Origin of the sequence: Actinorugispora endophytica (genome assembly GCF_004363075.1) — a bacterium.
Taxonomy (GTDB): Bacteria; Actinomycetota; Actinomycetes; order Streptosporangiales; family Streptosporangiaceae; genus Actinorugispora; species Actinorugispora endophytica.
This window is the reverse complement of sequence record NZ_SNYN01000035.1, coordinates 1-12,259: the sequence shown is the minus strand read 5'-3', so window position 1 is coordinate 12,259 and position 12,259 is coordinate 1. Positions and strand designations below refer to the sequence as shown.

General features: G+C 71.0%; 14 protein-coding genes. 12 read left to right on the top strand and 2 right to left on the bottom strand.

Translation table 11 applies throughout. The annotated features are described in order from the left end of the window. Nucleotides 1-14: 14 nt before the first annotated feature. From EV190_RS22515 to EV190_RS22505, 3 genes are all read left to right on the top strand, one after another. Complete coding sequence (locus EV190_RS22515) at nt 15-992, top strand: zinc metalloprotease (RefSeq protein ID WP_133743619.1); 978 nt, start codon at nt 15-17, stop codon at nt 990-992. A 161-nt stretch (nt 993-1,153) separates the two neighbouring features. After that, nucleotides 1,154-1,963, top strand: coding sequence for a hypothetical protein (locus EV190_RS22510; protein ID WP_133743618.1), 810 nt, complete (start codon nt 1,154-1,156; stop codon nt 1,961-1,963). Nucleotides 1,964-2,019: 56 nt separating this feature from the next. Then, on the top strand, nt 2,020-3,030 hold the full coding sequence (locus tag EV190_RS22505) for a tryptophan--tRNA ligase (protein ID WP_133743617.1): 1,011 nt from the start codon (nt 2,020-2,022) through the stop codon (nt 3,028-3,030). A gap of 83 nt (nt 3,031-3,113) precedes the next feature. Here EV190_RS22505 and EV190_RS22500 read toward each other — a convergent pair whose 3' ends face one another. Then, the gene (locus EV190_RS22500) at nt 3,114-3,686 is read right to left on the bottom strand and encodes an isochorismatase family protein (RefSeq protein WP_133743616.1); all 573 of its coding nucleotides are present in this window, start codon (nt 3,684-3,686) and stop codon (nt 3,114-3,116) included. A gap of 211 nt (nt 3,687-3,897) precedes the next feature. Continuing rightward, nucleotides 3,898-5,214 (bottom strand): nicotinate phosphoribosyltransferase, encoded by a 1,317-nt coding sequence (locus EV190_RS22495; RefSeq protein ID WP_133743615.1) that lies wholly within the window; start codon nt 5,212-5,214, stop codon nt 3,898-3,900. A gap of 161 nt (nt 5,215-5,375) precedes the next feature. Between EV190_RS22495 and clpS the strand changes: the two genes are divergently transcribed. The 9 genes from clpS (at nt 5,376) to rdgB (ending at nt 11,569) form a co-directional block, all read left to right on the top strand. Next, on the top strand, nt 5,376-5,666 hold the full coding sequence (gene clpS, locus EV190_RS22490) for an ATP-dependent Clp protease adapter ClpS (protein WP_133743614.1): 291 nt from the start codon (nt 5,376-5,378) through the stop codon (nt 5,664-5,666). A 30-nt stretch (nt 5,667-5,696) separates the two neighbouring features. Continuing rightward, nucleotides 5,697-6,242, top strand: a complete 546-nt coding sequence (locus EV190_RS22485; protein WP_133743613.1) for a DUF2017 domain-containing protein — start codon at nt 5,697-5,699, stop codon at nt 6,240-6,242. Nucleotides 6,243-6,308: 66 nt separating this feature from the next. Next, nucleotides 6,309-6,722 (top strand): Mov34/MPN/PAD-1 family protein, encoded by a 414-nt coding sequence (locus EV190_RS22480; RefSeq protein WP_133743612.1) that lies wholly within the window; start codon nt 6,309-6,311, stop codon nt 6,720-6,722. A gap of 111 nt (nt 6,723-6,833) precedes the next feature. Next, nucleotides 6,834-7,112, top strand: coding sequence for a MoaD/ThiS family protein (locus tag EV190_RS22475; protein WP_133743611.1), 279 nt, complete (start codon nt 6,834-6,836; stop codon nt 7,110-7,112). A gap of 5 nt (nt 7,113-7,117) precedes the next feature. Beyond that, nucleotides 7,118-8,065 carry a PLP-dependent cysteine synthase family protein gene (locus EV190_RS22470; protein WP_133743610.1) on the top strand — a complete coding sequence of 316 codons (948 nt, stop codon included), beginning with the start codon at nt 7,118-7,120 and terminating at the stop codon, nt 8,063-8,065. A 193-nt stretch (nt 8,066-8,258) separates the two neighbouring features. Continuing rightward, on the top strand, nt 8,259-9,065 hold the full coding sequence (locus tag EV190_RS22465) for a thioesterase family protein (RefSeq protein ID WP_341770575.1): 807 nt from the start codon (nt 8,259-8,261) through the stop codon (nt 9,063-9,065). A gap of 271 nt (nt 9,066-9,336) precedes the next feature. Beyond that, nucleotides 9,337-10,095, top strand: a complete 759-nt coding sequence (locus EV190_RS22460; RefSeq protein WP_133743608.1) for an MBL fold metallo-hydrolase — start codon at nt 9,337-9,339, stop codon at nt 10,093-10,095. Between the two features lie 176 nt (nt 10,096-10,271). Then, nucleotides 10,272-10,949, top strand: coding sequence for a ribonuclease PH (gene rph / locus EV190_RS22455; RefSeq protein ID WP_394345551.1), 678 nt, complete (start codon nt 10,272-10,274; stop codon nt 10,947-10,949). Then, nucleotides 10,946-11,569 (top strand): RdgB/HAM1 family non-canonical purine NTP pyrophosphatase, encoded by a 624-nt coding sequence (gene rdgB / locus EV190_RS22450; protein WP_133743606.1) that lies wholly within the window; start codon nt 10,946-10,948, stop codon nt 11,567-11,569. The genes rph and rdgB overlap by 4 nt, the downstream gene beginning before the upstream one ends. The last annotated feature ends 690 nt before the right edge of the window (nt 11,570-12,259 follow it).

Below are 12,259 nucleotides of genomic sequence, written 5' to 3'. Positions count from 1 at the left end.
TACCTTCCGTAGCTATGACGACCGCGACAAACGGGTGGACTCTGCGCAACCTCCTCACCTGGAGCGGGCTCGCGGTCAGCGCCGCGGCCCTGGCCGGAATGACCGTGCAGGCTCCCACACCGGACTCCGACGCCCCGAAGAACGGCGCGCGCCCCACGGCGGCCGCGCCGCCCTGTGAACCGGGGGAGGGCGCGGCCCGCGCCTCCGGCCCCGCGGCCTCCGCCCGGCGCGACCCCCACTCGCTGGCCCCCGAGGAGGCGGCCGAGCTCGACCGCCTCCTCCAGGCGGCCGCGGTCCCGCAGCAGGCGCCGAGCGCGGGGCAGCCGCAGACCGTCCCGGTGGTCTTCCACGTCGTCTCCCACCCCGACGGCACCGGGGACGTCCCGCAGGAGGTCATCGACAAGCAGATCAGGGTGCTCACCCACGCCTTCCGCGGCTACTACGGCGGAGTGGACACCGGGTTCCGGTTCGAGCTGGAGGAGACCACCCGGACCGAGAACGCCCGTTGGTTCGCCGACTTCACGAACAACGAGGACGAGATCAAGCAGCACCTGCACAGGGGCGGCTCCGAGACCCTGAACATCTACTCGCTCGACATGGGCCGGGGGCTGCTCGGCCGGGCGAGTTTCCCGCAGGACTACCAGAGCGACCCGGAAGGCGACGGGGTCGTCATCGACTACCGCACGGTCCCCGGCGGCAGCCTCCAGAACTTCAACCTCGGCCACACCGCGACCCACGAGACCGGGCACTGGCTGGGGCTGTTCCACACCTTCCAGAACGGCTGCGCCAACCCCGGCGACTACGTCTCGGACACCCCCTACGAGCGGGAGCAGGCCGTCGGCTGCCCCGAGGGGCGGGACACCTGCCCGCTCCGCAAGGGCCGGGACCCGGTCCACAACTACATGAACTACAGCCACGACCCGTGCCTGAACGAGTTCACCGAGGGGCAGGCCGAACGCATGGCCATGTCCTGGGCGGCCTTCCGCGAGTGACCCGCCGCGGAGCCCGGCCGGAACCGGCCGGGCGACCGCGTTGCCGGACCGGCGGGGCCGGTGCCATAGTGCTTGTGGTCCGAGTCCCGGAGCCGCGGCGCTCACGGCCGGCGGCGTCCCGCCGGTCCCGCGATCGCGCGGGCGTCGTAGAGGAGTCCGCGATGACCACGAGGAGAACGCCCCTGATCGCCGCCGGAGCCGCCGCCGTCGTCGTCGTGGCGGCCGGCGGCTGGATCGCCGGGAGGGCCGTCACCGGGCAGCCGGTCCTGCCGACCGCGGCCACCGGACCCGCGACCGGCGCCGGGAGCGGCGGCACCCCCGACGGCACGGGCCCCGGCGGCGCCCCGAGCGGCTCCGCGGCCGCCTCCGCCCCCGGACAACGGGGCCAGGAGGTCGGGTTCCGGGGGCTGGTCCTGCGGTTCCCCGAGGACTGGACCGTGGAACGGGTGGAGGACACGGTCTTCCTGAACGGGTCGGACCCCGACGCGGGGCAGGTCGTCGACGACTGGATGGTCGCCCACCCTCCCGGACAGCCCGGATGCGCGGAATGGGACAAGCGACAGGACTGGGGGCCCGGGGCCGGGCTCGACTGCGCGCACGTCAAGGTCTTCGGCCCGGGGGGGATCGAGTACGGGGGAGACGGCTGGTCGCGGATCACCGAGGAGCCGCGGGAGGGGCCCTTCGTGCCGCGAAGCGGACTCGGCATGTGCCTGGACCGGGTCGACTCCGTCCCCGGGTCCGAAGACGACGGCGCCCCCTACGAGCCCGACGTCAGCGGACTCGCCCCGGTCGGCGACCGGAAGGCGCTCTACCGGGAGTACACGCTCGGCTGCTACTCGGAGGAGACCGCCGACAACCGGGGCTTCTACCGCCAGAGGTCCTGGCTGCTGCCCGAGTCGGGGATCCTCGTCGTGGACGACTACGGCCTCGACGAACTCGACGGGATCCTCGCCGACGGCGGGTTCGCCTGACCCGCGCGGCCGACCGGAGGGAACCGGCCGCCGCCCGCGCCGATAAGCTTGCTGGCATGGCAGCGACCAAGACCTACCTCACCGGTGTCAAGCCCACCGGGGAACCGCATCTGGGCAACTACCTCGGCGCGCTCAAGCCCGCCCTGAGGGCGGCGCACGAGTACGACGCCTACTACTTCATCGCCGACTACCACGCCCTCACCACGGTCCGCGATCCCGAGGTGATGCGGCACAACACCAGGTCGGTCGCCGCCACCTGGCTGGCCTGCGGGCTCGACCCCGAGCGCACGGTCGTCTACCGCCAGTCCGACGTCCCCGAGACGTTCGAGCTCACCTGGGTGCTCGCCTGCGTCACCGGCAAGGGGCTGATGAACCGCGCCCACGCCTACAAGGCCGTGCGCGACCGCAACGCCGAGGCCGGACTCGCCGACCTCGACGCCGGCGTCAACATGGGGCTGTTCAACTACCCCGTGCTCATGGCCGTGGACATCCTCATCATGGAGACCGACCTCGTCCCGGTCGGCAGGGACCAGGCCCAGCACGTCGAGTACGCGGCCGACATCGCGGGCTCCTTCAACCACCTGTTCGGCGACGGCTACACCTTCCGCATCCCCAAGGGCGTCTACCCCGAGGGCGACGCCAGCGTGCTGCCCGGTGTCGACGGGCGCAAGATGAGCAAGTCCTACGACAACCACATCCCGCTGTTCCTGCCCGAAGGCCGGCTGAAGAAGCTGATCCGGCGCATCCCCACCGACAGCGTCCCGGTCGAGGAGCCCAAGGACCCCGACTCCTCCGTCGTCTTCCAGCTGCTCACCCACTTCGCGGGGGCCGACCGGATCGCGGAGACCCGGAAGCGGCTGGAGGCGGGCGGCATGGGCTGGGGCGAGCTCAAGAACGAGCTGTTCGAGGCGGTCAACGCCGAGATCGCGCCCAAGCGCGAGCGCTACGAGGCGCTGATGGCCCCGGACAGCGAACTCGACGACATCCTCGCCGCCGGGGGCGAGCGCGCCCGCGAGCGTAGCCGCCGCGTGCTGTCCCAGGTGCGCGCCGCCGTCGGCATCGACTGACCGCGTCCTGACGTCGGCGCCGCCACGGCGCCGACGTCAGGACGCCTCGCGGACGCGCCGGTCCCCGGGGCCTCCCGGGCCGCTCACGCCACGACCGGTTCGCCCTCCAGCCGTACCCGCGCCTCGCCCAGCTCCGCCATCGCGGCCTCCACCGTCGGACGGGCCACGCCCGCCGTCAGACTCAGCAGCACCCGCACCCCGAACCCGGCGCGGGAGGCGTCCAGGGCGGTGGCGCGCACGCAGTGGTCGGTGGCGATTCCCACCACGTCCACCTCCGTGACGTCCCGTTCGCGCAGCCAGTCCGCCAGCGCGGCCCCCTCCTTGGTGGAGCCCTCGAACCCGCTGTACGCGGCCGTGTAGGCGCCCTTGTCGAAGACCTCCTCGACCGGGTCGGTCTCGAAGCGCGGGTGGAACTCCGCGCCGCGCGTGCCCGCCACGCAGTGCGGCGGCCACGAGTCCACGAAGTCGGGGGAGTCCGAGAAGTGCGGCCCCGGGTCCACGTGGTAGTCGCGGGTGGCCACGATGTGGGCGTAGTCGCCCCGCTTGGCGTCGATGTACGCCGAGATGGCGGTGGCCACGTCGGTGCCGCCGGACACCGCCAGGCTGCCGCCCTCGCAGAAGTCGTTCTGCACGTCGACGACGATCAGTGCCTTCATGTTCCGTCCCTCTTTCGGATACGCGGCCGGGGTGCGTTTCCTGAATGCTTCCGGGTCGGCTCGCGTCCGTCCAGAGCGGGGCCCTCGGTGGAGTCGCCGCACCTCTGCCGGTGGTCGTGACGTCAGCGTTCCAGAACCGAGGATTTCAGAACGCCGGCGTCAGGATCGTCAACAGGACCCCCGCGAACGGTCACGACCCGGACAAGTCCGGTCAGTCGTGTGCCCTCTGCTCGAACACGGTGGGGATCGCGGGTTCGCCGCGTGACATCCGGCGTGCGGCCACCGGCAGCTCGGCAATGGCGCGGACGTGCCGCTCCCGCGCCTCCTCCAGGGGCTCACGCCCGACGACCTCGCCTCCTTCGACGAGGGGGACCAGAAGCGGCCGCTCCATCCGCCCCGATTCCGGCTCGTACTCGAAGACCCGCTCGGTCGTCGCCACCCCGTGGTCGTCCAGCCGCCGCGTCGCCCACTTGCGCCCGCCCTTGCTGGGCTTTCCCACCGACCGCTTGGCCACCGGCGACAACGGGGCCTCCGGATCGTCGCTCCGGGCGCGCGCCACCAGCTTGTACACCAGCGACGCGGTCGGCGCGCCCGACCCGGTGACCAGGGAGGTTCCGACCCCGTAGCCGTCCACCGGGGCGATCGCCAGGGCCTGGATGGCGTGCTCCTCGAGGTCGCCGGTCACGATGATCCGGGTCTCCGCGGCGCCCCGCTCGTCCAGGAACGCGCGCACCCGCACCGCCAGCTCCCCCAGGTCACCGGAGTCGAGCCGCACCGCGCCCAGCTCCGGGCCGGCCAGGTCCACGGCGGTGGCCATGGCGCGCATCACGTCGTAGGTGTCCACCAGCAGAGTGGTGTCCTTCCCCAGCGACTCCAGTTGCGCGGCGAACGCGTGCCGCTCGTTGTCGTGCAGCAGTGTGAACGCGTGCGCGCTGGTCCCCGCAGTGGGAACCCCGTAGCGGAGGCCCGCCTCCAGGTTGGAGGTGTTCGCGAAGCCGGAGAGGTACGCGGCGCGCGCCGCCGCCACGGCGGCCTCCTCGTGGGTGCGCCGCGACCCCATCTCGATCAGCGGACGCCCGTTCGCGGCCGTCACCATCCGCGACGCCGCCGAGGCGATCGCGCAGTCGTGGTTGTAGATCGACAGCGCCAGCGTCTCCAGCACGACGCACTCGGCGAACGTGCCCTCCACCACCAGGATGGGCGAGCCGGGGAAGTAGCAGTCGCCCTCGGCGTAACCCCAGACATCACCGGAAAAACGGTAATCCGACAGGAACGAAAGTGTAGGGTCGTCCACGACCCCGGTCCGGGCGAGGAAGTCCAGGGCCGCGGAGTCGAAACGGAAGTGCTCCAGCGCGTCCAGGAACCGTCCCGTACCGGCGACCACGCCGTACCGGCGGGTCTCGGGCAGGCGGCGGGCGAACATCTCGAAGACCGTCCGCCGGTGCGCCGCACCGCTGCGCAGAGCGGCCTGCAGCATGGTCAACTCGTAGTGGTCGGTGAGGAGCGCGCTGCTCCGGCGTTCGGTCATGGAAACCAACCTTAGTTCGTGCCTCCCGGGAAGAAGCTCGGGGGAGACCGCCGGCGCGCGCGGGGGAGTGACGGTCGCGGGAATGGACGGAAGCCGCCCGGGGCACACCGTTGGGCAACCAGCCGTGTCAGGGCGAGAATGGTGAAGAAGGTGAGCGGGGCATGACCGCCATGCCGGTCGAACTCGAGGAACCGCGGATCGAGGAGGACGTCCGGCCGGACGTGCCGTGGATCACGATCGTCTGGAACGACCCCGTCAATCTGATGAGCTACGTCACCTACGTCTTCCAGACGGTCTTCGGGTACTCCAAGGCCAAGGCCCGGAAGCTCATGGAGGACGTGCACTACCAGGGCAGGGCGGTCGTCTCCAGCGGTACCCGCGAGGAGATGGAGCGCGACGTCAACATCCTGCACGAGTACGGCCTCTGGGCGACTCTCCAACAGGACAAGTAAACCCACACGACAACGGGGTTCCACCGACTCATGACCACCGGATTTCACAGCGCCCCACGCGGCGGGGTCCGCATCGAGGTCGACAGCGGAGAGGCGAGCCTCCTGCGCTCCATGGCCGCTCTCGTGCTGCAGCTCGTCGAGGCGCCCGAACCGCAGGACGAGTTCGCGGCGCTCATCGGTATCGGCGCCAACAGCACCAGGCCGGAGGACCCGGTCCTGGCCCGGCTCTTCCCCGACGCCTACACCGAGGACGCCCTCGCGGCCGGGGACTTCCGCCGCTACACCGAGGACGGTCTCCGCCGCCACAAGCGCGAGAACGCCCAGCTGGTCTTCGACGGGATCCCCGCCGGCGGCGGCGAGATCACCCTGGACCTGGCCGACGCGCACTCCTGGCTCAAGCTCCTCACCGACGTCCGGCTCTCCCTCGGCACCCGCCTGGGCATCGAGGACGAGGCCGACCTGGAGGCCCTGCGCCAGAGGCTCCGGGGCGACGAGTCGCTGGCCTCCGCCGCCCACATCTACGAATGGCTCACACATCTGCAGGAAAGCCTGGTCCAGGCCCTCATGCGGGACTGAGCGGCCGCCGCGCCGACTCATACCCAGCGAGTGGGTAGGGATATCTGCTCGGCTACCCTGAGGACCATGCTGAGGATTGATCGCCCGATCTACGACCAGATCGTGGCCCACGCCCGCCGCGACCACCCGGACGAAGCCTGCGGCGTGGTGGCCGGGCCCGAGGGAAGCGACCGGCCCGAGCGCTTCATCGAGATGGTCAACGCCGAACGGTCGCCCACGTTCTACCGCTTCGACTCGCTCGAACAGCTCAAGGTCTGGCGCGGGATGGACGACCGCGGCGAGGAGCCCGTCGTCATCTACCACTCGCACACCGCGACCGAGGCGTACCCCTCGCGCACCGACGTCAGCTACGCCTCCGAGCCGAACGCCCACTACGTCCTCGTCTCCACCCGGGACCCCGAGACCGTCGAGTTCCGCTCCTACCGGATCGTCGACGGGGCCGTCACCGAGGAACCGGTCGAGATCACCGACGCGGCCTGACCCGCGAACCCCGAACACCCGGAATCACCCGCGCACCGCGCACGTTGAACCAGAGCGGCGGGCCACCGCGCGCCCGCCACCAGCACACAGACTTCCAACGGAGACATACTCATGGCCATCGAGGTCCGCATCCCGACCATCCTGCGCAACCTCACCGACGGCGCCAAGACGGTCGAAGGCGAGGGCGCCACCATCGCCGAGCTCATCACCCACCTCGACAAGAACCACCCGGGAATCGGCGCCCGCCTCGTCGAGAACGACCAGCTGCGCCGCTTCGTCAACGTCTACCTGAACGACGAGGACGTCCGCTTCCTCGGCGGCATCGACGCCCCCGTCTCCGACGGCGACACCGTCACCGTCCTGCCGGCCGTCGCCGGCGGGGCGCGCTGACCGCCATGAGGTTCGACTCCCTTCTGGGCTCGCTCGGGCACACCCCACTGGTGGGGCTGCCCGGGCTGTCCCCCTCGCCCGAGGTCCGGATCTGGGCCAAACTCGAGGACCGCAACCCGACCGGGTCGATCAAGGACCGCGCGGCGTTCTTCATGATCGAGCAGGCAGAGAAGGACGGCCTGCTCACTCCCGGGTGCACCATCCTGGAGCCCACCTCCGGGAACACGGGGATCTCCCTGGCGATGGTCGCCCGGCTGCGGGGCTACAGGATGGTCTGCGTCATGCCGGAGAACACCTCCGCCGAACGCAGCCAGCTGCTCGCCATGTGGGGAGCGAAGATCCACTACTCCCCGGCCGAGGGCGGCTCCAACGAGGCCGTCCGCGTCGCCAAGCGCATGGCCGCCGAACACCCCGAGTGGGTGATGCTCTACCAGTACGGCAACCCCGCCAACGCCCGCGCCCACTACGAGACCACCGGGCCCGAATTGCTGGCGGACCTGCCCGAGATCACCCACTTCGTCGCGGGCCTGGGAACCACCGGCACCCTCATGGGCGTCGGCCGCTACCTGCGCGAGCACAAGCCGGGAACGCAGATCGTGGCCGCCGAACCGCGCTACGGCGAACTCGTCTACGGCCTGCGCAACATCGACGAGGGCTTCATCCCGGAGCTGTACGACGAGACGGTCCTCACCACCCGCTTCTCCGTCCCGGCCGACGCCGCCCTCAAGCGCACCCGCGAACTCCTCGACAAGGAGGGCATCTTCGCGGGAATCTCCACCGGCGGCGCCCTGCACGCGGCCCTGGGCGTGGCGGCCAGGGCCGTCAAGGCCGGGGAGCGCGCGGACATCGCCTTCGTCATCGCCGACGCCGGCTGGAAGTACCTCTCCACCGGCGCCTACGAGGGCACCCTCGAAGAGGCCGAGGAACGCCTCGACGGCCAACTCTGGGCCTAGCGTCCTGGGGTGGGAGTACCCACCCCAGGACGTCGCGGGGCTTTCCGCAGACCGTTCGGGCCCGGATCCCCGTCGGCCGCAGCGGGCGCGGGCAGACCCGCGCGGCCGCCGCCGGGACCCCCGCCCGGTCCGGCCACGGGCAACCCGGGCCCTGGCCGCCGGCGCGCCGAAACCGTTCGCTTCAATGGTCCCCATGACGCGATTCGCCTCCGCGACCGACATCACCCGCACGGGCGAGAACCGGTACGCCGTCGACCTCGACCCCGGATACCTCATCGGCGCCGCGCTCAACGGCGGCTACCTCATGGCGGTGCTGCAGCAGGCCGCGCTCGCCGAGTCCGCGCACCCGCACGCGGTCTCCTCCTCGTACCACTTCCTGAGCCCCGGCAGCGGCGGACCGGCCGAGATCGAAGCCGAGGCCCTCAAGCGGGGCCGGACCGTCAGCACCGTACGCGTCACCCTGCGCCAGGCGGGGAAGGCCGTCGCCACCGGCACGGTCGCCACCGCCGCGCTCGACCCGGGGGCCGTCCCCGTCTTCGAGGCCGCCCCCGCGGGGGTCCCCCCGATCGAACAGTGCCGCGCCTTCGACCCGCGCGCCGACCGGGCCTCCGAGAGCGGCTTCATCGACCGCGTCGACCTGCGCTTCGCCCCCGAGACCTACGCGCTCCTCACGGGCGGGCACTCAGGCGCCACCCCCGAACTGCGCGGCCACGTCGACCTCAGCGCGCGCGACGGCGGACCGGCCGAGGACCCCGCGGCCTTCGTCGCCCTCGCCGTCGACGCGCTCCCGCCCGTCGTGAGCGCGCTGACCGCCTGGAGGTGGGCCCCCACCGTCGAACTCACCTGGCACCTGCGCGCGCTCCCCGAACCGGGCCCGCTCGCCTTCCGGGCCCGCGCGGACCTGGTCAGCGACGGCTGGTTCGACGAGAGCGTCGACCTGTGGGACGCGAAGGGGCGCCTCGTCGCGCAGAGCCGCCAGCTCGCCCGCCTCGGGCGCTGAGCATCGGTGTGACGCGTCCGCGCCCGGCGCGCGGGAAAAGTCCGGAAGGACCCTGAAGCAACCCTCTTCGCCTGCGAACACGCCGAAAGGGGGGATGTGTGATGTCTTCACATGTGATTCACATCGCCTGAGGCGCGGGCCACATTGTGTACCCACCCGCCGCTACGTGGGGTACACCCGTAACAACCTGGAAATCCGGAGACCCGGCGACCCTGACTCCGCGCCGCGGCGAAGTCTCCGCGGAGGCACCTCACCGAAAAGGCTGTACGACGTGCGACTCACCATCATCGGCTCATCGGGGAGCTTCCCCGGCCCCGCCAGCCCCGCGTCCTGTTACCTCGTGGAAGCCGACGGGTTCCGGCTGCTGCTCGACCTCGGCAACGGGGCGCTCGGAGCGCTCCAGCGCTACACCGACATCTACGACATCGACGCCGTCTACCTCTCGCACCTGCATGCCGACCACTGCTTCGACCTGTGCTCCTACTGGGTGGCGCGGACCTTCCCCGAAGGCGGCCGCAAACCCCGCATCCCCGTCTACGGCCCCCCCGGAGTGGCGGACCGGATGGCCGAGGCCTACGGGCTCGACCCCGATCCCGGTATGCGCGACACCTTCGACTTCCACGAGATCACCCCCGGCAGCCGCCGGATCGGCCCCTTCACGGCGACCTTCGACCACGTCAACCACCCCGTCGAGGCCTTCGGGATCCGCCTCGAGCACAAGGGCGCGGTCCTGGCCTACTCCGGTGACACCGGGGCCTGCGACGAACTCGTCGACCTCGCCCGAGACGCCGACCTGTTCCTGTGCGAGGCGTCCTTCCAGGACCACAAGGAACACCCCAAGGACATGCACCTGACCGGCAGCGAGGCGGGCGAGCAGGCCACCCGCGCCGGTGCGCGCAAACTCGTCCTCACCCACCTCGTCCCCTGGAACGACAACGACCGCACACTCGCCGAGGCGCGCACCACCTACAGCGGTCCGGTCGAACTCGCCGTGCAGGGGGAGGTCCACCGGGTCACGGCCGGGAGGTGACCCGGCCGGCCCCTCGCCGGAGGGTTCCGGCCGCCACGGGGCCGGGGCCCTCCGACGGACGCGCCGGCCCCACCGCCCGCACCGATCCGACCGAAGGGCGACGCCCCCCGTTCCGCGCGGATAGGCTCGGCCCCATGCCTCGACCTGACGGACGAACTCCGAATCAGCTCCGCCCAGTGAACATCACCCGCAACTGGCTCCGGCACGCGGAAGGCTCAGCCCTCATCGAGTTCGGCGAGACCCGTGTCCTGTGCGCCGCGACCGTCGAAGACGGCGTCCCCCGCTGGAGGCGCGGAACCGGGGAGGGGTGGGTCACCGCCGAATACGCCATGCTGCCCCGCGCCACGGACACCCGCGGCACCCGCGAGTCGGTCAAGGGCAAGATCGGCGGCCGCACCCACGAGATCTCCCGCCTCATCGGACGCTCACTGCGCGCCGTCGTCGACTTCAAGGCCATGGGCGAGCACACCATCACCCTGGACTGCGACGTCCTCCAAGCCGACGGCGGCACCCGCACCGCGGCCATCACCGGCGCGTACGTGGCGCTCTCGGACGCGGTCAAGTACCTGCGCAAGCGGCGCAACCTCAAGAACAACCCGCTGACCGGGTCCGTCGCCGCGATCAGCGTCGGCGTCGTGCAGGGCAAGCCGCGCCTGGACCTGAACTACCTCGAGGACTCCGTGGCCGAGACCGACATGAACGTCGTCGTCACCGGAACCGGCGAGTTCATCGAGGTCCAGGGCACGGCGGAGGGGGCTCCCTTCGACCGGGCCCTCCTGGACTCCCTCCTGGACCTCGCGGTCGGCGGCTGCGCCGAACTCACCGAGATCCAGAAGAAGGCCCTCGCGGGATGAGCGGGGTCCGCACGCTCGTGCTCGCCACGCGCAACGCCAAGAAGGTCCCCGAGATGCGCGCGATCCTGGCGGAGGCCGGGCTCGACATCGAGGTCGTCGGCCTCGACGCCTATCCCGACGCTCCTGACGTGGCCGAGACCGAGAACACCTTCACCGGGAACGCCTTGCTCAAGGCGAGGGCTGTCGCCGCGCACACCGGCCTGCCCGCCGTCGCGGACGACTCCGGCCTGCGTGTCGACGAGCTGAACGGGATGCCCGGGGTGCTGTCCGCCCGCTGGTCGGGCAGGTTCGGCGAGGCCGCCGGGGACCGGGACGCCGCCAACCTGGACCTCGTTCTGGACCAGCTCGCGGACACCCCTGAGGAGCGGCGCGGCGCCGAGTTCGTCGCCGCGGCCGCGCTCGTCCTGCCGACGGGGCGGGAGCATGTCGTGGAGGGGGTCTTCCGGGGAACGCTGACCACCGGGCCCCGCGGCGGGAACGGCTTCGGCTACGACCCGATCTTCGTACCGGAGGGGGAGACCCGCACCACCGCGGAGATGAGCGCGGCGGAGAAGAACGCGATCAGCCACCGGGGCATCGCCTTCCGGGCCCTTGCCCGGGAGCTGCTCGCCCTCGGCTAGCCGGGCCGGCCGTCGCCCGGAGCGGGCGACGGCCGCGCGTTCAAAAAGACGGCAATCTCCGCGTCATCCGAAGCGGCCCTCCGAGGCCCCGCCCTCTGCGGGAGGCAAACCGAAACCCCCGTGGTCAAAGCCCGGGTCATGCCCGGGTGCGGACACGGTCCGCGAATCGCGCGCCGGACCCGGTCGGGTGGTTCGGGAGCCTCCCGGGATCGGGTAGTGTTCTCCGAGTCGCCACGAACAACGGCCGCGAGGCCCGAACTCATGGTGGTCCTTCCCAAGAGGAACGTCCGAGGCATTGACTTCGAGCGGGTAGGCTTGGGGGGCACGGACAGCCGGGAACTGAACTCCTCCTCTCGAGTGAGGGCAGCCGGGTCCGGACCTCCACGGATCGAAGCGGACATTCGGTGTCCACTCCTCCAAATCCCATTTACGACAGAACCGATTCTCTCGGTTCCATCGTGATCCGCACCACGAGTTGAATCGAATTCACTTTCGGTCGATGGTGGTTCGGAATGGGAATTGCGGATCTTCAATTCGGGATCGCGAAGCTCGGAAGCCGATTTGGCAGAGCGGCGGGATCGCGATAAAGTGGAGTCACAACGGAGCGGAACAACGGGGGAAACCCCCACGGGAAACTCCACCTCCTTCTTTCGAGGGAGTCGCCGCGAAAAGCGCGAGTTTGCGCCGGCG

Bases quoted from the DNA above. Each gene is read 5' to 3' on its own strand.
- EV190_RS22515 (WP_133743619.1), top strand. From the start codon at position 15: ATGACGACCGCGACAAACGGGTGGACTCTGCGCAACCTCCTCACCTGG.
- EV190_RS22510 (WP_133743618.1), top strand. From the start codon at position 1,154: ATGACCACGAGGAGAACGCCCCTGATCGCCGCCGGAGCCGCCGCCGTC.
- EV190_RS22505 (WP_133743617.1), top strand. From the start codon at position 2,020: ATGGCAGCGACCAAGACCTACCTCACCGGTGTCAAGCCCACCGGGGAA.
- EV190_RS22500 (WP_133743616.1), bottom strand. From the start codon at position 3,686: ATGAAGGCACTGATCGTCGTCGACGTGCAGAACGACTTCTGCGAGGGC.
- EV190_RS22495 (WP_133743615.1), bottom strand. From the start codon at position 5,214: ATGACCGAACGCCGGAGCAGCGCGCTCCTCACCGACCACTACGAGTTG.
- clpS (WP_133743614.1), top strand. From the start codon at position 5,376: ATGACCGCCATGCCGGTCGAACTCGAGGAACCGCGGATCGAGGAGGAC.
- EV190_RS22485 (WP_133743613.1), top strand. From the start codon at position 5,697: ATGACCACCGGATTTCACAGCGCCCCACGCGGCGGGGTCCGCATCGAG.
- EV190_RS22480 (WP_133743612.1), top strand. From the start codon at position 6,309: ATGCTGAGGATTGATCGCCCGATCTACGACCAGATCGTGGCCCACGCC.
- EV190_RS22475 (WP_133743611.1), top strand. From the start codon at position 6,834: ATGGCCATCGAGGTCCGCATCCCGACCATCCTGCGCAACCTCACCGAC.
- EV190_RS22470 (WP_133743610.1), top strand. From the start codon at position 7,118: ATGAGGTTCGACTCCCTTCTGGGCTCGCTCGGGCACACCCCACTGGTG.
- EV190_RS22465 (WP_341770575.1), top strand. From the start codon at position 8,259: ATGACGCGATTCGCCTCCGCGACCGACATCACCCGCACGGGCGAGAAC.
- rdgB (WP_133743606.1), top strand. From the start codon at position 10,946: ATGAGCGGGGTCCGCACGCTCGTGCTCGCCACGCGCAACGCCAAGAAG.